Genomic DNA, 21,081 nt, shown 5'->3' with positions numbered 1-21,081 from the left:
AAATCATTCATGAATATTGTCATCATCGGGAATGGTATTACAGGAATTACCTGTGCACGGAATATCAGGAAGCTTGATTCAAGGGCTTCCATTACTGTAATCTCTGCAGAAAGCGAACATTTTTTTTCACGTACTGCCCTGATGTATATCTATATGGGGCACATGAAATTTGAACATACCAAGCCCTATGAAGACTGGTTTTGGAGTAAAAACAGAATAAATCTAATCAGGGCATATGTTAAAAACCTGAATTCAAAAGATAAAATACTCCATTTTGATAATGACGAATCAATAGCCTACGACAAACTGATCATTGCAAGTGGTTCAATACCCAATAAATTTGGATGGCCGGGAGAAAACCTCCATGGAGTTCAGGGTCTTTATAGTATGCAGGATCTTGAACAGATGGAGAATAATACAAAAAATATTTCCTCAGCAGTACTTGTTGGCGGAGGATTGATTGGCATTGAAATGGCTGAAATGCTTCACAGCAGGAAGATTGAGGTTAGTATGCTCATACGTGAAAATTTATATTGGAATAATGTCTTACCGAGGGAAGAAGCACAACTTATTGGTAAACATATAAGCGGACATGGAATAAATCTTCAATTTAATACCGAGCTCAGGGAGATCATTTCCGATGATCAGAATCGTGTTAAAGGAGTGCTCACAAATACAGGGCAGCAGTTTGAATGTCAGTTTGTTGGTCTTACAGCAGGTGTAAAGCCAAACATCAGTTTCCTTGAGAAACATGAACTGGAAACTGAGCGCGGGATTCTCGTCAATGAATACTTTGAGACCAGCATCCCGGATATTTATGCTGCAGGTGATTGTGCACAGTTTCGTAAACCAAAGCCTGGAGAACCTGCCATTGAACAATTATGGTACACCGGAAAAATGCAGGCGGAAACATTGGCCAAAACTATTTGCGGAGATAAATCTGCTTACAATCGGGGAATTTGGTTTAATTCAGCTAAATTTTTCGATTTGGAATATCAAACATACGGACAGGTTTTGCCTGAGATCAATGATCAGCAGAAAAGTTTTTACTGGGAACACCCAAATGGCAAACATGCCTTCAGGGCAAATTACAGCAGAAAAGATGAAAGTATATCAGGTTTTAATTTCATTGGCATCAGATTCAGACAAATTATTGCGGAGGAATGGATAAGGGAGCACAAAACAATTGGTTTTGTGATTCAAAATCTGAAAAAAGGATGGTTTGACCCTGAATTTTCGAAAGCCTTTTACAATGATATCTCCCATTCCTATTTACAAAGTTTAGACGGTGGAGATGGAGAATAACAAACATTTAAAATAAATGAAAGACGTTTCACTTTCAATCGCAAGTCCAGCTGCAGCCAGTCCTTTACAAAAAGCAGGTGCTGCACTTACCGCATGCGCAATACTGAGCTCAATTATTGCTGCTTTCGGAGCCGGAACATCCCATCCCCTGCTATTCTTTTTTCTGATAACAGGCTTATTCATTTTGGGTGGCCTATTTTATTCAATTCCCTATTTTAAGGCACAGGCAGGAATCAAAAATAACGGGATAATGCAAAATTCCCTGAGCAGCCGGGGTGCTATTGCCTGGGGCATTGCAATATTAATGACCGGGTTTTATATCATACTTTACTGGTTTCCTTATTATCTTGAAGGTCTGATTCGGACAATGGATCCATTGAGCATGATGCTGAGAGGTAGAGCATCTGATCAATGGTTTTTATATGGTGCCTTTTATACTCTGGCAGTTCTCATCATGGGAATTCGCTTTATTGCAAAATATAAATTCAGTCGTTATCACATCATAAGAACCATTTCTGTAATGTTCTTTCAACTGGGCTTTGCATTCTTATTACCTGCATTCCTGCTAAAATTAAATCAGCCGGAATTTTACTTTTCTTATTTCTGGCCATTAAAATATTCCTATTTATTCCCAAATGATATAGATTATCTGGTCCAGTCAGGGAATCTGGGAGTATTTATGGTATTCTGGGGTTTAGTCATGACGTTCATCGCTACCCCTGTTCTAACCTATAATTTCGGCAAACGCTGGTACTGCTCATGGGTTTGCGGTTGCGGTGCCCTGGCCGAAACCTTAGGCGACCCATACAGGCAAAATTCAGATAAATCATTGAAAGCATGGAAAATTGAGCGCTGGATGGTTCACTCAGTCCTGGTATTCATTACACTCACTACAGTTCTGCTCTGGCTAAATTCATGGAAAAGCGGAACTATTTTAGGTGATTCATCAGGCTTATTCTCACAATGGTATGGTTTTATGATAGGCTCCGTATTCTCAGGAGTTATTGGAACAGGATTTTATCCAATAATGGGATCCCGTGTTTGGTGCCGCTTCGGATGTCCAATGGCAGCAATTCTGGGATTATTCCAGAGATTCAAATCAAAATTCAGAATTACAACAAATGGTGGACAATGTATTTCCTGCGGGAATTGTTCTACATACTGCGAAATGGGAATCGATGTCAGGGCCTATGCGCAAAAAGGCGAGAATATAATCCGGGCATCCTGTGTAGGTTGCGGTGTTTGTTCATCTGTTTGTCCGCGCGGAGTTCTAAAACTTGAAAATCTGGAAGAAGAGGGTCGGTTTATTCCATATATCCGCCATGAAGACAAGAAATGAATCAGAACCCGCAAAAGCCATTAATTTATGTAATCATCCCTGCGTTTAACGAAAGCAAATCGATAGGAAAGGTCATCGCGGATATCCCTGACATGGTCACAGAAATTATTGTTGTTGACAATGGTTCGACAGATAAAACGGGAGATTTCGCAAAAGAAAAAGGTGCCACTGTTTTAAGGGAAAACAGGAAAGGCTACGGATATAGCTGTCTTAAAGGCATGGACTATATCAGTAAGAAAGCCAAAGAGGATGATATCATTGTCTTTTTGGATGGTGACTATTCAGACTTTCCCGCTGAGCTAAAATTGCTGGTCTCTCCTATTATTTCTTCCGGTTTTGATATGGTAATTGGTACAAGAGTACTGGGAGAAAGGCAGAAAGGCTCCATGCTTTTCCAGCAAATTGCCGGAAATTGGCTGGCTACCACACTGATCAAACTAATTTACAATGCTCATTTTACCGACCTGGGGCCGTTCAGGGCAATCACCTGGAATACGCTGCAATTAATAAACATGAAAGATAAAACCTTTGGCTGGACTGTCGAAATGCAGGTCAAAGCGGCGAAACTTAATCTGAAGTTTACCGAAATTCCGGTCAGTTACCGAAAAAGAATTGGTGTAAGCAAGGTCTCAGGTACAATAAAAGGAACAATTTTGGCCGGATATAAAATATTACTCACCATTTTTAAAAATATTTAACTCTTTACTGCGGGATTTATGCTTGAACTTGGTATTGTAATACTTTACTACTTCTTCTTTTTTTTCATAATCCTTTTCAGCATCGGGCAGCTAGCCTTGTTAATTACATTCCTATTCAACAGAAAAAAAGAATATCAGCTTAATAAAACGTTTGAATTACCCTCACTGACTATTCAATTACCTATCTATAATGAACGTTTTGTAATTGAGCGCTTACTGGATTCAGTTGAACGATTAAATTACCCCAAAAGCCGCTTAGAGATCCAGGTGCTGGATGATTCTACTGATGATACCAAAACAATTGCTGCAAACAGGGTTGCACAATTAAAAACTCTTGGTTTCAACATAAAACATATCCATCGGTCAAACAGGGAGGGTTATAAAGCAGGTGCATTACAAAACGGACTAATCAGTGCTTCTGGTGAGTATTTAGCGATATTTGATGCCGACTTTGTTCCGCATCCGGATTTTTTGATCGATACATTACCCTATTTCACTGATAAACAAACAGGAATGGTCCAAACAAGATGGGGCCATATGAATGCCATGCAATCATTACTGACCAGAGCACAGGCAACCGGCCTGAACAACCATTTTATAATTGATCAGGAAGGAAGAAACAAAGGCGGATATTTTATAAATTTTAACGGAACTGCGGGAATCTGGAAAAAAGAGTGCATCATCGACGCTGGTGGCTGGAACTCGGATACTCTTACTGAAGATCTTGATCTTAGTTACAGGGCTCAGATTAAAGGCTGGAAGTTTAATTATTGTCCAAACATAATAATTCCCGCAGAATTACCAGACCGGATAAGCGCTGTGCGTACACAACAATTTCGCTGGACCAAAGGTGGTGTTGAAACTTCAAAAAAACTTATAGGCAAGCTTTGGAAAGCAAAGATCAGCTTAGCTGTGAAAATATTCGGAAGCTTTCACCTCCTGAATAACTATATCTATGCCTTTGTCTTAATCAGTGCATTAATAAGCGTTCCATTAATGTTCGTTAAAAACACATCCACAGAATTTAATCAGCTCTTTAAATGGAATACCATTATAATGACAGTAATGCTGATCAACTTCCTGTATTGTTTTACCGCAATCTTGGTTGATAAAAAGAAATTTATCGGAGCGCTAATAGAAGTCATAACTGCATTCCCGGTTGCCCTGATTCTTTCTTTGGGAATGTCATACCATAATACAAGGGCAATATTACAGGGAATAAAAGGAAAAAAGACAGCCTTTATCAGAACCCCTAAGGTTAGTGAGTCGGGCGGAATAAATCCCTATTTAAAGACACCCGGATATAAAAAATACATCCCTGAATTTCTGCTTTTTCTTTACTTCTTATTTGCTGCCTCCTCAGGGATATACTTTAAAGATTTCGGATTTCTGATCTATCATGTATTAATGCTTTCAGGATTTGGCTTTATTCTTTGGAGTGCCTGGTCCGAAACATCTGAGAATTAATCCGATCAGGCAGATATCGCATTGATGATATCATATTGCGTAATGATCTCAATTTCACCCAGTTCACCTTCAACCAGAACTGCCATATTATCCTTATTTATAATCGATGTGATTTTATCAATAGAAGTATTAAGATCAACAAATGGAAAGGAAGAGGTCATAATATCCTTTACAGAACCTGACCGAAGTGTCGGGTTCTCCATAACAGAACTCAGTATATCGCTCTCCGTAATCTTGCCAACGATCATACCTTTCTGAGTGACCGGGATCTGTGAAATATTCAGGGACTTAATTGTATTGATCGCCTGAAGTACGGACTGTTCACAATCAATCGTTACAATTTCCTGTCTGCCCCGCTTCATTAGAATAGACTTGGCTGTAAGTTTTTCATCCGTAAGAAATCCCCTCTCCCTGAGCCAGTCTTCATTGTACATTTTGCCCATGTATCTGGAACCATGATCATGAAAAATAACTACAACAACATCCCCCTCTTTTAACTCATCCTTAAGCTGCATCAGACCGGCAAGAGCCGATCCTGCAGAGTTTCCGGCAAATATGCCTTCCTTACGGGCGATTTCCCGGGTCATTAATGCCGCATCCTTATCTGTTACCTTTTCGAAACGGTCAATGATATCGAAGTCAACGTTCTTAGGAAGAAAATCTTCCCCGATGCCTTCTGTGATGTATGGATAGATCTCATTTTTGTCGAGAATACCGGTTTCCTTATACTTCTTAAAGACCGAACCATAGGTATCAATTCCCCAAACCTTTATGGCCGGGTTCTGCTCTTTGAGGTATTTCCCGGTACCGGATATTGTACCACCGGTTCCAACCCCTACAACCAGATGAGTAATTTTTCCCTCTGTTTGCTTCCAGATCTCAGGACCTGTTTGCTCATAATGAGCCTTCGAATTAGAGAGATTATCGTATTGGTTAGGCTTCCATGAATTTGGTACCTCACGCTCCAGACGTGAAGAAACTGAATAATATGAACGGGGATCTTCAGGCTCAACATTAGTTGGGCAAACAATAACTTCGGCACCAAAAGCACGCAATGCATCAACCTTTTCCTTCGATTGCTTATCCGTGGTCGTGAAAATACATTTATAACCCTTTATGATCGCTGCCATTGCCAGCCCCATTCCTGTATTTCCTGAGGTTCCTTCTATAATGGTTCCACCCGGCTTGAGTTTTCCTTCACGCTCAGCATCTTCAATCATTTTAACCGCCATCCGATCCTTTATGGAGTTTCCCGGATTGGTAGTTTCAATTTTTGCCAAAACCGTAGCCTTAACATCTTTTGTTATTGTGTTCAATTTAACCAGAGGGGTGTTCCCTATGGTTTCGAGAATATTGTTATACCACATAATGCAAAAATAAGCATTTAAGCCAGAAACAACAGAATAAATGCCAAAATGGAATAAAATCAAAACAATATATTAACTATACCTATAATGCAAAATAATATATCGTAATACTACTGGTTAAGTAGTCTTAACCATTGGAAATTCGGAAAAAAACAGAAGAAAAATTATACCGGAAGAAAGGAATCAATAAACAGACCCGAAAATCTTTTAGAATTTCAAATGCTTAACTGTTAAGCCATTATTGATCAGTTGTTTTAATGAATCAACGCCAATCCTGAGATGATTCTCAACATATTTCTCGGTTACATGCGAATCACTCTCTGCTGTTTTTACCCCTTCAGGGATCATTGGCTGATCAGATACCAATAACAAGGCCCCTGTTGGTATTTTATTGGCAAATCCGGTAGTGAAAATTGTTGCAGTTTCCATGTCCACGGCCATAGCACGCAGACTTTTCAGATATTTTTTAAAAGTCTTGTCATGCTCCCATACTCTGCGGTTTGTAGTATAGACTGTACCTGTCCAGTAATCTAAGGAGTAATCACGTATTGTTGTGGAAATGGCCTTCTGCAAAGCAAAGGCAGGCAGGGCAGGAACTTCAGCCGGTAAATAATCATTAGATGTTCCCTCTCCTCTGATTGCTGCTATTGGAAGAATAAGATCACCTATTTTATTCTTTTTCTTCAAGCCTCCGCATTTACCTAAAAACAAGACTGCTTTGGGCTTGATAGCGGTAAGAAGATCCATCATGGTTGCAGCCATTGGACTGCCCATTCCAAAATTGATCAATGTGATACCATTTGCCGAAACACTCTGCATTGGCTTATCAAGGCCCATAATCGGTGCATTATCATTCCATTCTGAAAAAAGCTTAAGGTACCTGGAAAAATTTGTCAGCAAAATAAAATTACTGAACTCAGCAAGTGGTCTTCCGGTATAGCGTGGCAACCAATTGGCAACAATATCATCCTTAATCTTCAAACCAGATTTTACAGGCGTTTCCAGTTCAATATCCTTTTTAACGGAAGAGGCTGTTTCATTTTTTTGGTCTTTCTTTTCCATGATAATAAATATTAAATAGAGCAAAAAGCCCCGGATGTGATCCGGGGCTTTTTTATGCAACTTTTAATTTTTTAAGATCTGATTTCTCAAATTTATCTTTAGCATATTCGAGTGTGATGAACAGCTCCTTTCCACTTTTTCCGGAGGGTGTCTCATACATCGCATCGATCATAATCGCTTCACAAATAGAACGTAAGCCCCTGGCTCCAAGTTTAAACTCCATCGCCTTATCCACAATAAATTCCATTACCTCCTTATCGAACTCAAGCTTTACATTTTCATATTCAAATAGCTTTTTATACTGTTTGATCAATGAATTTCTCGGTTCCTCCAATATACTCAGCAGAGTTTCCCTATCTAAAGGATTCAGGTGAGTAATCACAGGTAATCTGCCAATAAGTTCAGGAATAAGCCCAAATGACTTCAGATCCTGAGGGGTAATATATTTATAAAGGTTTTTAAGATCAATAGTAAATTCATCTTTATCAACCTTATAACCAACAGTTTGCGTACGAAGCCTGTTGGCTATCTTTTTCTCGATTCCATCGAATGCACCGCCGCAAATGAACAGGATATTATTGGTGTTAACCGGAATCATCTTTTGATCGGGATGCTTCCTTCCCCCCTGTGGGGGAACATTGACAATGGTACCCTCTAAAATCTTCAACAAGGCTTGTTGCACTCCCTCTCCGGATACATCCCGGGTAATTGAAGGATTGTCACTCTTGCGGGCTATCTTATCAACCTCATCAATATAAACTATACCACGCTCAGCTGCAGTTACATCATAATCAGCTGCCTGAAGCAGACGGGTCAATATACTTTCGACATCTTCACCAACATATCCTGCTTCAGTTAATACTGTAGCATCACATATACAAAAAGGTACATTTAAAACTTTGGCAATTGTTTTGGCAAGAAGGGTTTTTCCTGTACCCGTTTCGCCAACCATGATGATATTGGACTTCTCAATCTCAACCTCATCCTTGCCTACCTTTTGATTCAAACGTTTATAGTGATTATAAACAGCTACAGAAAGTATCTTTTTTGCCTGATCCTGTCCGATAACATACTGATCAAGGTGAGTTTTTATCTCAACAGGCTTTAGCAGGGTTTCGAAGGTCTGAGTTGATTTGGCTTTCCGGACATTCAGTTCTTCTGCCAGTATCTGATTCGCCTGGGTTACGCATTTATCACAAATATGTGCATCAAGACCCGCGATCAGCATCAGTGTATCCTGCTTGCCTGAGCCGCAGAATGAACATTTAATATCCTTACTTCCCTTACTCATTATTTCTTATCTCCGGTTCCTACCAAAACTTCATCAATCATACCAAACTCTTTAGCTTCATTAGCGATCATCCAATAATCACGGTCAGAAGCCCTCTCCACCCATTCGTATGTTTGACCCGAATGCTTGGCGATGATATCATAAAGTTCTTTTTTAAGTTTAAGCATCTCACGCAGATTGATCTCCATATCTGAAGCAACTCCCTGAGCACCACCTGATGGCTGATGAATCATCACCCTTGAGTGTGGCAATGCAGCCCTTTTACCTTTTGTTCCTGCACAAAGCAATACGGCTGCCATTGAAGCTGCCATACCTGTACATATTGTCGCAACATCAGGACTAATGTACTGCATGGTATCATAAATACCTAAACCTGCATAAACAGAGCCGCCTGGTGAATTGATGTAAATCTGGATATCCCGTTTGGAATCTGTCGATTGCAAAAACAACAGCTGAGCCTGGATAATATTGGCTATCCCCTCATGAACAGCATCACCTAAAAAGATGATCCTATCCATCATCAAACGTGAAAACACATCCATTTGTGCCACGTTCAACTGACGTTCCTCTATGATATAGGGTGTCATGGCAGTAGGTATTGAAGCGTTTTGAACCCTTCCAATAAAACTATCTACATGCTGGCTGCCGATACGATGATGTTTAACGGCGTATTTCCTGAATTCGTCTTTATCTATGTTCATTTTTGAATTTATAATTAATATTTAACATTTATTTCGAAAGAGTTATAAAAAAGAAGAGATCGAAATAAATGGCCATAAACCAAAAACAATCAAATTATTTCAACTCCAGAAATTTATTATACTCTATATCTTTTTTATCTAAGGTAATAACACCCTTCAGATAATCAAACACATGCTGTGCTTTTACTTCTTCAAAAATACGATTTGCATTCTCCTTATTCTGCAAGAACTGAGCCGTGTATTGTCCCAATTGTTCTTCAGAAAGCGGCTGCGGACTGTACATACGGAACTGTCCGTCAAGGCGATTTTTAGCAGCTGCAAAAACTTCCTCGTATTTGATTTCTAATTTATTATCCTTGATAATCTTGTTCTCAATTAAAGTCCAGCGCAGATTACGTGCAAAATCATCATAACCTTTTTCCAATTCCTCTTCGCTCAACTTTTCGTTCGTTGCCTTTAACCAACGTTTCAGGAACTCATCGGGCAGACTAAGCTTCACCTTATCCAGACCAAACTGGAACAAATCTGCCTGAAGCTTCTGATCAGCATTCTGAACCATCATACTCTCAAGTTCTTCCCTGATCTTCTGCTCAAATTCAGCTTCTGTCTTTACAACATTTTCACCGAATATCTTGTCAAAAAACTCCTGGTTCAGATCGCCTTCTTCCAGTCGATTTATATTTTTAACTGTTAATTTAAATTTAGACTTAAGGTCCTGAGCATCTTCTTCAGAAATATTCAAAAGCTTTGCAATTATTGTTGCATTGCCATCAAATGCTTTCTGAATATCCAGAACCACTTCATCATCCTTTTTAAGACCAATCAATGATTTCTTTATCTTCGAATCTTCAACCTGATCTAAACGAACAGATGCCGTATTCGAAATTCCTCCTTCAAAAACAGAACCATCTGCAGCAATTTGTGCTAAATCAGCATAGATTACATCATCATCTGCCGATACGTCAGGATTTGACATTTTGCCATAACTTTTTCTGAGGTTTTTGATCCTTGAGGCAAGTGTATCTTTATCAACCTTAACCTGATAATAGGTTAATTTATCTTTTGATGAAAAATCAAGATCAAATTCCGGAGCTATTCCCAGTTCATAAATAAACTCAAATTCATCTGTGAAATCCCAGTTAAACTCTTTGCTATCATCGATCTTAGGTAATGGCTGCCCAAGTACTTCAATCTTATTCTCGCTGATATAATTACTCAGGGTATCGTTCAGGATAGTATTGATCTCATCCACCAGAATATTCTTCCCGTACATCTTTTTAATATGGGCTGCTGGCACCATACCAGGACGAAATCCAGGTAGTTTTGCTTTTTTCGCCTGCGCTTTGATCGCTTTTTCTACACGTTCTTTGTAATCTTCAGGATTAATCTTAACAGTAAGTACAGAATTCAGATTGTCTATTTTGTCCTGTGTAATGTTCATTTTATATGTTTTATGTCGTTTTTGTTTATACAAAAATTCCCCGGCTTGTAGCCGGGGAATTAATCAGTGCGGATGAAGGGACTCGAACCCCCACGCCGTGAAGCGCCAGATCCTAAGTCTGGTGCGGCTACCAATTACGCCACATCCGCATTGTTAGGATTATTTTCCAAAATTTCCCGGATGCTTGAATATGTTATTGGTTAACGATATTCATCACAATTCCGATATATTTCGGTCGGCAAAAATAACGTTTTTCTATCTAACTACAAAATGATTTATGCTTATTATTTAAGCTTATCATTTTATTTTTATCCTAATGATCTCAAATAAGCAGGGCTGAGAAGAAGCCTGCTACCATACCAGGAGAACATTTCGCCGTCAACAATTGAAACCCGGGCATCCGGACAAATACTTTTAATCTCCTTAACATGCTCATCTTTAAAAGGATACGGCTCAGAAGACAGAAAGACACATTCAGGATTGAGAGTTTTTAGCTGATCAACAGTAATTTCCGGGTAACGATCTTCACTAATCACATTCTCAAACCCTCCTCTGCTTAAAATATCATCAATAAAAGTTTGTTTTCCTGCCAGCATGTAAGGATCCTTCCATATAAAATAGGCAGTCCTGTACGGCTTATGCATTCTCTTCAATTTCAAAAACTGCTCATTAACATCATCTGCAATTACAGCGGCCTTTTCTGATCTGCCTGTCAATTCACCAATCTGCCTGATCATATCAATTGCTTCAGGCAGAACCTGTATGTCGCTCATCCAAACAGGAAATTCCTTCATCAGTTCCTCTATCTGGGCCCTGTTGTTCTCTTCTTTGTTTCCAATAATGAGATCAGGTTCTAATTCGCGAATCTTACGAAGATCCAGCATTTTTGTGCCCCCAATTTTAGTTGATCCCTTAAATTTTTCCCTTGGATGAATACAAAATTTTGTAATACCAATGATTTCTGTGTCCAGTCCCAAATCAAAAAGCAATTCTGTTTGTGATGGCACCAGAGAAATAATCCGTTGAGGGGGATGCGGGATAGAAATAAGCCTTCCCATCTGATCGGTAAATGTGCGCTTTTGCATACTTTTACAAAGTAAGCTAATTTTTATAGATGCCTAAATGGATTCAAAATTTTCTGCTGCTAATATCGCTTACAGGCTATATTTTGATCGGATATTATATTGAAAGATCAAATTTCCTGCAGCTAATCAGCGTTTACTGCTCCTTATTTCTGATTGCCTATATTCTTCAAAAAAACAGCAGCCCAGATAATTTCAGACTTCTGCTGCTGAGTGGTATACTCTTCCGGTTTTGCCTGATATTTTCAATACCCGCGCTTTCTGATGATTTTTATCGTTTTGTATGGGACGGAAGGATTCAGCAATTGGGGATTAACCCTTTCGACTTTACTCCGGCACAATTTATTAAACAGCATTCTGATCCATTGCTGCACAAAATCTTCCCTTATCTCAACTCCCCTGATTATTACAGCGTTTATCCACAAATTTGCCAGTCGATTTTTAAAATTGCCTCCGGAATTGGCAGCGATAGCCTGCACCGTACTGTTATTATTTTAAAATCTGCAATCTTTCTTTCTGAACTGGGAACTATCCTTCTGTTGAAAAAACTTCTTTCAGCAAGAATCAATGCTAAATCACTACAAGTGATCTATATTCTGAACCCATTAGTAATTGTAGAACTCAGCGGGAATATACATTTTGAAGCCTTTATGATATTCTTTATGCTGCTTGCCGTCTGGCTTATTAATAATCAGCAGTATATCAGTTCAGCCGGAGCATTATCACTTGCTATTCAGGCGAAATTATTGCCACTGATTTTTATTCCATTACTCCTCAGACAAATTGGCCTGAAAAAGACCATTAAATATGCAATCGTTTGCATGATTATCACAACAGCCCTGAGTCTTGTATTACTTAATTCAACAGAGAGATTTGCTCATTTTGCCGAAAGCCTGAGGCTTTATTACGGTAAATTCGAATTTAATGGAGGCTTTTATAGTTTGTTCAGAGCCATTGGTCAATGGTTCCTGGCTTATAATCCCATAGCTGTATTGAGTAAGATCATGATCGCTCTGGCTCTATCCGGGATGATCTGGGTATACTTCAGAAAGTTTGAACTTTTGAATGGGATGTTTTGGCTGCTGATTATTTATCTGGCATTCTCTGCTGTAGTCCATCCCTGGTATCTTGCCCCCCTGGTAGCACTTTCTGTTTTTACCAGACTTCGTTTTGCTTTGATATGGTCAGCAATGATACCTTTAAGCTATTATACTTATAGTGTGATCCCATACAGTGAAAATTATCGGTTTACCGGGATGGAATATCTTATTGTTATTGGTTTCCTTATTTGGGAGCTTAATAAGCCGGAATCATCACAAACCTTAACCTGAAATACTTCAGAATTATTCGTCGTAGAAATCCTGCAGTGAACCAAAATAATTCAGATTCCATCCATCAATCATATCATCGATATCTGAGTCAGGGATATTTATATGTCTGAGTTCAACAGAAGTGCCGTTTTTGTCGGGATGGAGAATAAATGTCACAATTGATTCCTCTGGCTGATCTCCAAAATACCATTGCTGAACAATCCTTTTGTTTTCTACAAACTCAATATTTTTTCCGCAAATACTATCATCCCACAGCGAAAACTCGGAGCCTGGCTCGGTGCTCATGATCGCTTCAGCTCCGGTCCATAAAGAGATCGTCAGCGGGTTGGTCAGTGCAAGGTAAACCTCCTCCGGACTTGCCTGTATCAGGTAATATTTCTTAAAATCTTTCATAATGTGAATTGCAAATCTAATACAAATGCCCTGATAATTTAAGCCGGGTTAATGAATTTATTCAAGGTACTGCAAGCTGCATAAATATGCGAAAATCACTTTTTTATTTTTTTCTAGCAACATTTTGTAATAGCTGGCGTCATATAGTCTAGTTAGGCAATAGGAAATAAGCAATCTATGGTAAGCAAAGATCAAAATATTAGTAATCAGTCACTTAGATCCGAACGCAGACCTATAACTTTAAAACTGAGTTATTTGCCGGTTCATGTCCCTCATATAGCTGATGCCCTAGATTTTGTAATTAAAAAGCTGCAATTCCTTCCAACTGAAAAGTTCTTTTTAAGCGAGGATCCAAAAAATGAGCCTATTCAATTGAGAGATATTAATGGTAATTCATTAACCCTGATTATGCAGGAAATAGAAAATAAGCCCGAATTCAATTATATCATTTTTCATACTGATGATTGCCTCAGGGATTACCACAAATACACTCTTGCAGGGGTTGAATTCATCAGCAGGCCTGAATATACTGATGCCGGTCTGAGGGTAGATTTTCTGGGACATAATGAAAACCGATATACTTTACTTGAAGAAAGAATATATACCGATATATAGTTTTAAATAAAATGAAATACTTACGTGTACTTAAGAATAATAATCAGATATCAAGCGAAACTGTAAAGCAAGCTTATTATCCGGAGCACATAAGCAACTTTTCGATGCAAATGGTATTTAGTGGTAATTCAACTTATGACATCGGGAAAAGACATTTAAATCTATATCCGGACAGCTTTCTTGCTCTGAATCAGGGCACACAATATTCCAGCAAGGTGGATTCCAATATACCGGTGAATATGCTTTCAATCTCCTTTGCTCCTGAATTTCTGAGTGATTTTTACAGAACCCAGCATAAAAATATTAACGCCCTGCTGGATGACCCTTTCAATTCAACTGAGCATTCTGAGGGCTTCTTTTTAGAAACCATCTATCCCTTTTCAGGTGACATGAAATACAACATCCTGAACCTTAAAAACCAACTTGAACAAGAGTCGGCTGATGATTTGCTTGTCAATGAATACCTCCACCATAGTCTGATCAACTACTTTAAAATCTACCATAAAGAAGTTTCCAATAAATCAGAGAATCTTAGCTTTCTGAATAAAAGCACTAAGATTGAGATACTCAAACGCCTTACTTTTGCTAAAGAGTACATCTCCAGCAACTACAATAAAAACATAGATCTGGAAGATATAGCCCAGACTGCCTGTTTATCGGTAAATCATTTATTACGTACATTCAAACAGGCTTATGGCATATCTCCGCATCAATACCTGATAAAGGTGAGGATAGACAGATCAAAATATCTGCTCACTAACACAAAATACACGCTGAACGAAATCGTGGAGATAGTTGGATTTGAATGTCCAAGTTCATTTATAAGACTTTTCAAAACGATGAACAGTATCACCCCAGGGAAATATCGGCTTAATCTTCAACCAAACTAATTTAGCTTTTCCCGACTGTAAGGGAATTCAATCTTTCTGAATTTGCCGTTTACAGTACCTTCAATCCAGGCCAGAACATTGCTTGCTGATTGGGATTGATAGGAAATTCGCTGAGGAAAGTCATGATTCTTATTTTCAAAAACAAATATCCCATCCTTCGCCAAAATTAATCTGAACCTAACTGTAGAATCATTGCCTGGTCCGTTTCCGCTTGGTTCATAATAAATATTACCAGCAGATTCATATAGCTTTATCGTTTCAAGTAAAGTACTGTCACCTGTGTTACTTATCGAAAAACTGATTCCATCCATCCCTGAATCTTTGCTCATTTTCCAGGATTCAACAATACGACCTTTTGCCGTATTCATGGTCCAGTTTCCTTTCAAAAAATTAAAATCACTAACCGAAGTTCTTTGCTGGGCAATTGAAGCAAAGCATAGTACAAGTAACAAACTAAACAGCAACAGTTTTTGTTTCATAAATACCTTGATGAATATGATTCCCTCTTTTATAAATACCCCTGAATAAAGATCAGTATTCTGAAGAAATAAATTCGGTATATATCAAAAGATTTCAGCAAAAAAAATACTTCATTTTTCGAAAAGATCTATAATTAAATGACTGATTTTTATGGTCTATACTGTCCTGATTTTCCCCTTTAACAAAATTTAACAGACCATAATCTGAATGATTCCCGAAATCTCAAATTTTTTGTATAAAAACAGAAAATTATAACAATAAAATTTATTTGCATATAACTAATTATCAATTAGTTATAAATACTTTAACTAATACTCCGGAGCGCCAACCAGAAAATATCAGAACCTGAAAGTATTTACTCAAAATGGAATTAATGGTGTTTTTTGCCTATGTGCCGGGCTGGTTTTATATGGAAATTTAGATCAGAAAATTATTTTAAAAAAACACAAAAATGAACCTTAAATCAATTATGTTTTGCACTGTACTATGTGCAGTTCTAACAACCACAGCATTCGCAAAAAATCGTCCTGCCCCTAATGTTAAAAATGTAATCAATGAATTTGCAGAAAGCCATGTAAACACAGATGCTGCCAAACTGGGCCGGATCCTCAGCGCAGATGCAGTTATGAAATTTTCAAAAGGCGATGAAGTGCTCTCACAAAGTCAGATTTCAATCATGAAGATTATGAAGCAGAATGAGGGAATTAAGCAAAATTGCTCAACTACAATTGATCTGATAGCAAGCGGTTCTGCTTTGGCAATGGCAAAAGTGAATTTCATTTATGATGATTTCACTATTGAGAACTTTCTGACCCTAGAGCTTGACAAGAATGGCAACTGGAAGATCACGAGAATAAATAAGTTCTTCACAGAAACGGCAAGCAAAAACGCCCTTTCAAAGAACTAACCTGAACATTTACAGAAAATAAATGCAGTCAGATTATAGCAGTATCTTCGGCATGAAATAGTTCAAATGCAGTGTTTGTAACATTTTTTTTACAATAAAAAATATCAGTTGCAACATTATAAAAATTCTTTCGTCTAACTTTAAAACGTAATTTATTGTGCGTTCTGATTCAAAGATTTAGCGTAAAATAAATAAAAGCTCTAATGATGAATAATGAAAATTCTGTCAAATCAGAACGTTATAGTAGCAGGTACACCAGAGGGTTCCTGAGAATGCTGACGAATGAGGGTCAAGCTCTGACTGACAAGTTTGTTGAACAGTTTTACACCTCAAAAAACTATCAGGAAAGGCTTGAAGCTATAAAATATCTTATTAGTGTTAATGGAAAGTATAGTTTTCCGGAGGAAATTTTGGCCGATGCCCTGAAAGATTTTTGCTCTCAGGTAAAAGTTTATGTTCTGCAACATTTTAATTTCTCAGGTGTAATTGATTCTCAGATAAAAGATTGTTTGAAGGATATAGCAAAGAATGACGAGAAATTACAATTGAGGACTCTTGCTCTTGAAAGATTGTCTGAACTTGATGATAAAGATAATTATGATCTGTTTTTTTCAACCTCTTTATTAAAAGGATCAAAGGAATCATCGGCGGGTTTAAGAGGCCTTTACAAGCTGGATAAGGAAAAAGCTTATCAAATGGCCAAATTCAGAACTGAGACATCGAGCGGAAATCTTGACATTGCCATAGCTGAAATATTTCAGAATGAAGGCGATATAAATGATCTTGCTTTTATTAAACAACGCCTGAAAGCACGGAATAAATTCAATAAAATTGAGCTGATCAGGATTTATCTTAGGTTTTTGGGACGCCTGGAGATTGATACAATTATAAGAAGCAACATTCTTTTTATAAGTGAGGATATTCTCTCTACATCAAACCGGGAATTAGTACAGCTTCTGATAATGGAACTTCATCATTTCGTCTCCAGTTATCATGATTATTTAAGCAAGAATGAGGACCTCTTAGAATATTTGAACAGAACAATCGATATTCTGCTTGAAAAAAAATATCTGAAAAATGGTCAAAATGATCCATTTGGTCCTAATTAATAAATAAAAGGAATGGTTCTGTTGCAATAAAAAAGCCCTCCCAAAAATTGGAAGGGCTTTTTTATTATCTAAAACAGTGAGAAAAATTATTTAGCACTATTTTTTTTCTCAGTAACTTCATTTCTGATCTCTTGAGCAAGATTTTTCAAATCCTGCATTCCTTTACGAACTCTTGTTCCGGCTGCACTGTTACCTGAATTGTAGAATTTGTTTGCATCAACTTCAACTGAAGCTAGCAAATCTTTCATTTTTGTAAATTTGTCCATCGTTATATTTTTTAGGTTAAACAAATCTAATTTAATTACAGAAAATGACAAGTCATTTTTGTAATTTTTTTCGAGCCTGTCGTTATTTTAACAGAATTTCTGAAATTGACTATAGAACCTGGTCTTAAAATGTTCATTTAGCTATCGTACTACTTTACTAAATTTCAATTTAGTAAAGTAAATTATCTTGATGGAAAAATTTTATTAATTAAATCGCATAGCAATCTTTTAGGTGATATCAATCATTTTTTTTATTGCTCATTATCAATTAGTAAACAGGGTATAACTCTTAATTTCAGGCAATAATTAACCTATAAAATCATTAAGGAGGTACAAATCATGACACTAACAAAAAGAAAAAACTTGCTTACAGATTTTTTTGACAATGAACATTTTTTTGACATTTTCCCAAATGAATTAGTAAGTCGAACCCCATCTGTAAACATTATTGAGAATGGCAAAGAATTCAAAATTGAGTTAAGTGCACCAGGGCTTAAAAAAGAGGACTTTAAGATTGACATTGATAATAGCACTTTAACAATCAGCGCTGAAAAGGAAGTGGAGCAAAAAGAGGAAAAAGAACACTATACAAAAAGAGAGTTTAGCTACTCATCATTTAGCCGTTCATTTTTATTACCCGATACTGTTAATAAAGATCAGGTAAAGGCAAATTATGAAGACGGCCTTTTAAAAATCCAAATCGGGAAAAAAGAAGAAGCTAAACAAATAGAGAAAAAGCAGATCAAGGTATCCTAAAATTAAGAGAGCCGGATTCTTTTCAATCCGGCTCTCTTGTTAAAGATCCAACCTACCTATATTTTCCTGAAATCCTATTTTACAAGATACAATATGCAATTATTTGATTATGTAATCCCTTTCAATAAGATTAGCATCGGGGACCTGCCAAAGGTTGGCGGGAAAAATGCTTCGCTGGGTGAAATGTTCAATCAACTTTCATCTAAAGGCATAAACATCCCTGATGGATTTGCCCTAAGTGCTGATGCTTACAGACTATTCAGAAAAGAAAATAAAATTGAACAAGCACTGAATGACTTATTGGAATCATTAGACAGAAAAAACCTATCAAATCTCAGTTCAATCGGAGAAAAAGCACGGGAACTAATAAGTAAGTCGGTGCTTCCCGAAAAAATAAAGAAGGAGTGTGAAGAAGCCTACTTTAATCTATGTGAACAATGTGGAATTAAGGTATTGGATGTTGCAGTAAGAAGCAGTGCCACTGCAGAAGATCTCCCTACAGCGAGCTTTGCAGGAAGAATGGAGTCCTTTCTGAATATTAGCGGCGTGGAACAATTACTTGACGCTATTCATCGCTGTTATATCTCATTATTTACAGACCGGGCTATAAAATACCGCCATGATATGGGCTTTATGGACATGGATATTGCCATTTCTGCAGGAGTTCAGCAAATGGTACGAAGTGATAAGGCTTCATCAGGAGTTGCATTTACAATAGATCCGGATTCTGGCTTTAAAAATACCATAGTCATCAACAGTATATGGGGCCTGGGCGAAAATATTGTCCAGGGAAGGGTTACACCAGATGAATGGACTGTTTTTAAACCCATGTTAAAAGATGGTAAATACGATCCGATACTGAGGAACCATTGCGGGAAAAAAGAGTTTACAATGGTCTATGCTGATAAAGCAGATAAACTTTCTGCTGAAAAGACGATCATAAATTATGACACATCCGAAGAAAAGAAAAATGAACTTTCACTAAACAGATCAGAAGTCATTCTTCTGGCCAGGTGGTGTCTCCAGATTGAAGAACATTACGGAAAGGCCATGGATATAGAATGGGCGAAAGACGGCCTTAACCAGCAGCTTTATATTGTCCAGGCCAGACCAGAAACTGTTCATGCTAAAGGGAAAAAACAGGTTCATGAAATCTTCAAACTAAGTGAAAAGAGCAAACTTCTGGCGAGCGGAATTGCTCTTGGAGATAAAATCGCTTCAGGAAAGGCAAGAATTTTGAGGAGCCCGCTTGAAGGCGATCAGTTGCTGCAAGGTGAAATACTCGTAACAGACATTACTAACCCTGATTGGGACCCGATTTTGAAGAAAGCAGCTGCCATTGTTACTAATAAGGGTGGCCGAACAAGCCATGCTGCTATTGTAGCCCGTGAACTTGGTACTGTAGCCGTGGTTGGGTCAGGCAATGCCACAGAAGCAATTAAGTCAGGAGATGAGATCACTGTTTCCTGTGCTGACGGAAAGGACGGACATATTTATGAGGGTTTGTTAAAATGGACTGTGAATGAACAGGATTTCAGCGGACTTAAATTACCTGAAACTTCGGCTATGTTTATTCTGGCAGATCCAGACAGGGCATTTGAATTAAGTTCTTACCCAAATAAAGGTGTTGGATTGTTGAGACTTGAATTTGCGATCTCAAACAGTATCCGGATTCATCCGCTCGCATTATGTGAACCTGAAAAGATTAAGGACAAGGCTTTACAAAAAGAGATCAGTGATCTGACAAAAAATTATAAAGACGGCAAGGACTACTTTGTTGACCGCCTTGCTGAATCCGTTGCATTGGTGGCAGCAGCATTTTACCCTAATGATGTCATTGTAAGGCTCAGCGATTTTAAGAGTAATGAATATGCCAATCTTTTAGGTGGCAAATACTTTGAACCTCATGAAGAAAATCCAATGATTGGACTCCGCGGAGCATCCCGTTATTACAGCGATTTTTACCGCAAAGGATTTGCACTGGAATGCAGGGCAATGAAAAAAGTAAGGGAAGAAATGGGGCTTAAAAATGTAAAATTGATGATTCCATTCTGCCGGACAATAGAAGAAGGTGAAAAAGTATTGAAGGAAATGAAGACCAATGGTTTGGTGCAGGGTAAGGACGGCCTGGAAGTTTATGTCATGATTGAGATTCCAAGTAATGTATTACTCGCTGATGAATTTGCAAAACTCTTTGATGGCTTTTCTATTGGATCAAATGACCTGACTCAGCTTACATTAGGCATCGACCGCGATTCCAGTCTGGTAAGTTATTTATTCAATGAGGAGAATTCTGCTGTAAAAGGCCTGATCCGGGAGGCAATTAGAGCTGCAAAGCGAAATCATATCAAGGTAGGTCTTTGCGGTCAGGCACCAAGTGATATTCCCGCATTTGCAGAATTTCTGGTTCAGGAAGAAATCGACAGTATTTCATTTAATCCCGATGCACTAATAAAGGGTATTGAAAATATGAACAGGGCCGAGAATAAGAAAAAATAATATCTCCTGATTTTAGATCTACAAGGATTTTTATTACTCTTTTATTGAACCGTAATAATCCGGTTTAAAAACCTGCTAAATT

The 21,081-nt window shown here is 37.9% G+C and carries 20 protein-coding genes and 1 tRNA gene; 11 read left to right on the top strand and 10 right to left on the bottom strand.

Annotated features, from left to right (window positions below; genetic code table 11):
- The 4 genes from VGE44_RS10600 to VGE44_RS10585 form a co-directional block, all read left to right on the top strand.
- The coding region (locus VGE44_RS10600) for an NAD(P)/FAD-dependent oxidoreductase (RefSeq protein ID WP_331078765.1) at positions 1–1,305 on the top strand (1,305 nt) is incomplete at its 5' end.
- Between the two features lie 16 nt (positions 1,306–1,321).
- Positions 1,322–2,644 carry a 4Fe-4S binding protein gene (locus VGE44_RS10595; protein WP_331078764.1) on the top strand — a complete coding sequence of 441 codons (1,323 nt, stop codon included), beginning with the start codon at positions 1,322–1,324 and terminating at the stop codon, positions 2,642–2,644.
- On the top strand, positions 2,641–3,342 hold the full coding sequence (locus tag VGE44_RS10590; RefSeq protein WP_331078762.1) for a glycosyltransferase family 2 protein: 702 nt from the start codon (positions 2,641–2,643) through the stop codon (positions 3,340–3,342). Before VGE44_RS10595 ends, VGE44_RS10590 begins: the two co-directional genes overlap by 4 nt.
- An 18-nt stretch (positions 3,343–3,360) precedes the next feature.
- Positions 3,361–4,809: a cellulose synthase family protein gene (locus VGE44_RS10585; RefSeq protein ID WP_331078760.1), complete on the top strand. Its 1,449-nt coding sequence runs from the start codon at positions 3,361–3,363 to the stop codon at positions 4,807–4,809.
- Positions 4,810–4,814: 5 nt separating this feature from the next.
- Here VGE44_RS10585 and VGE44_RS10580 read toward each other — a convergent pair whose 3' ends face one another.
- The 7 genes from VGE44_RS10580 to VGE44_RS10550 form a co-directional block, all read right to left on the bottom strand.
- Entirely contained in the window at positions 4,815–6,176 is a 1,362-nt protein-coding gene (locus tag VGE44_RS10580) for a pyridoxal-phosphate dependent enzyme (RefSeq protein ID WP_331078758.1), read from the bottom strand.
- 207 nt (positions 6,177–6,383) lie between these two features.
- On the bottom strand, positions 6,384–7,241 hold the full coding sequence (locus VGE44_RS10575) for an AMP nucleosidase (RefSeq protein WP_414649321.1): 858 nt from the start codon (positions 7,239–7,241) through the stop codon (positions 6,384–6,386).
- Between the two features lie 49 nt (positions 7,242–7,290).
- Positions 7,291–8,529 (bottom strand): ATP-dependent Clp protease ATP-binding subunit ClpX, encoded by a 1,239-nt coding sequence (clpX, locus tag VGE44_RS10570; protein WP_324485690.1) that lies wholly within the window; start codon positions 8,527–8,529, stop codon positions 7,291–7,293.
- Positions 8,529–9,230: an ATP-dependent Clp endopeptidase proteolytic subunit ClpP gene (gene clpP / locus VGE44_RS10565; RefSeq protein WP_331078753.1), complete on the bottom strand. Its 702-nt coding sequence runs from the start codon at positions 9,228–9,230 to the stop codon at positions 8,529–8,531. Before clpP ends, clpX begins: the two co-directional genes overlap by 1 nt.
- Positions 9,231–9,324: 94 nt before the next feature.
- Positions 9,325–10,671, bottom strand: a complete 1,347-nt coding sequence (gene tig / locus VGE44_RS10560) for a trigger factor (protein WP_331078751.1) — start codon at positions 10,669–10,671, stop codon at positions 9,325–9,327.
- Positions 10,672–10,738: 67 nt separating this feature from the next.
- A tRNA-Leu gene (locus VGE44_RS10555) sits at positions 10,739–10,820 on the bottom strand.
- Positions 10,821–10,979: 159 nt separating this feature from the next.
- Positions 10,980–11,756 (bottom strand): helical backbone metal receptor, encoded by a 777-nt coding sequence (locus tag VGE44_RS10550; protein WP_331078749.1) that lies wholly within the window; start codon positions 11,754–11,756, stop codon positions 10,980–10,982.
- Between the two features lie 29 nt (positions 11,757–11,785).
- Here VGE44_RS10550 and VGE44_RS10545 point away from each other — a divergent pair, with 29 nt between their 5' ends.
- Complete coding sequence (locus tag VGE44_RS10545; RefSeq protein WP_331078747.1) at positions 11,786–13,084, top strand: hypothetical protein; 1,299 nt, start codon at positions 11,786–11,788, stop codon at positions 13,082–13,084.
- 12 nt (positions 13,085–13,096) lie between these two features.
- Here the strand turns inward: VGE44_RS10545 and VGE44_RS10540 are convergent, their stop codons facing one another.
- Positions 13,097–13,477 (bottom strand): SRPBCC family protein, encoded by a 381-nt coding sequence (locus VGE44_RS10540; protein ID WP_331078745.1) that lies wholly within the window; start codon positions 13,475–13,477, stop codon positions 13,097–13,099.
- A gap of 177 nt (positions 13,478–13,654) precedes the next feature.
- Here VGE44_RS10540 and VGE44_RS10535 point away from each other — a divergent pair, with 177 nt between their 5' ends.
- Together VGE44_RS10535 and VGE44_RS10530 are read left to right on the top strand one after the other, a co-directional pair.
- Complete coding sequence (locus tag VGE44_RS10535; RefSeq protein ID WP_331078743.1) at positions 13,655–14,092, top strand: hypothetical protein; 438 nt, start codon at positions 13,655–13,657, stop codon at positions 14,090–14,092.
- Between the two features lie 11 nt (positions 14,093–14,103).
- Positions 14,104–14,982 (top strand): AraC family transcriptional regulator, encoded by an 879-nt coding sequence (locus tag VGE44_RS10530; RefSeq protein WP_331078741.1) that lies wholly within the window; start codon positions 14,104–14,106, stop codon positions 14,980–14,982.
- On the opposite strand, the gene VGE44_RS10525 is transcribed toward VGE44_RS10530, so the two are convergent.
- Positions 14,979–15,461, bottom strand: coding sequence for a DUF6265 family protein (locus VGE44_RS10525; protein ID WP_331078739.1), 483 nt, complete (start codon positions 15,459–15,461; stop codon positions 14,979–14,981). The two genes, VGE44_RS10530 and VGE44_RS10525, sit on opposite strands and share 4 nt — an antisense overlap.
- 452 nt (positions 15,462–15,913) lie before the next feature.
- Here VGE44_RS10525 and VGE44_RS10520 point away from each other — a divergent pair, with 452 nt between their 5' ends.
- Together VGE44_RS10520 and VGE44_RS10515 are read left to right on the top strand one after the other, a co-directional pair.
- Positions 15,914–16,369 (top strand): nuclear transport factor 2 family protein, encoded by a 456-nt coding sequence (locus VGE44_RS10520; RefSeq protein WP_331078737.1) that lies wholly within the window; start codon positions 15,914–15,916, stop codon positions 16,367–16,369.
- Between the two features lie 203 nt (positions 16,370–16,572).
- A complete protein-coding gene (locus VGE44_RS10515; RefSeq protein ID WP_331078735.1) occupies positions 16,573–17,478 on the top strand; it encodes a hypothetical protein in 906 nt (301 codons plus the stop codon).
- An 86-nt stretch (positions 17,479–17,564) separates the two neighbouring features.
- Here the strand turns inward: VGE44_RS10515 and VGE44_RS10510 are convergent, their stop codons facing one another.
- The gene (locus VGE44_RS10510) at positions 17,565–17,744 is read right to left on the bottom strand and encodes a histone H1 (RefSeq protein ID WP_276363508.1); all 180 of its coding nucleotides are present in this window, start codon (positions 17,742–17,744) and stop codon (positions 17,565–17,567) included.
- A gap of 339 nt (positions 17,745–18,083) precedes the next feature.
- Between VGE44_RS10510 and VGE44_RS10505 the strand changes: the two genes are divergently transcribed.
- Together VGE44_RS10505 and ppsA are read left to right on the top strand one after the other, a co-directional pair.
- Positions 18,084–18,500, top strand: coding sequence for an Hsp20/alpha crystallin family protein (locus tag VGE44_RS10505; RefSeq protein WP_331078731.1), 417 nt, complete (start codon positions 18,084–18,086; stop codon positions 18,498–18,500).
- 36 nt (positions 18,501–18,536) lie between these two features.
- A complete protein-coding gene (gene ppsA / locus VGE44_RS10500) occupies positions 18,537–20,999 on the top strand; it encodes a phosphoenolpyruvate synthase (protein WP_331078728.1) in 2,463 nt (820 codons plus the stop codon).
- Positions 21,000–21,081 lie beyond the last annotated feature (82 nt).

It is taken from the genome of Daejeonella sp. (assembly GCF_036405355.1).
GTDB lineage: Bacteria > Bacteroidota > Bacteroidia > Sphingobacteriales > Sphingobacteriaceae > Daejeonella.
Note: the sequence above shows the minus strand (reverse complement) of the source record. Positions and strands in the feature narration are given on the sequence as shown.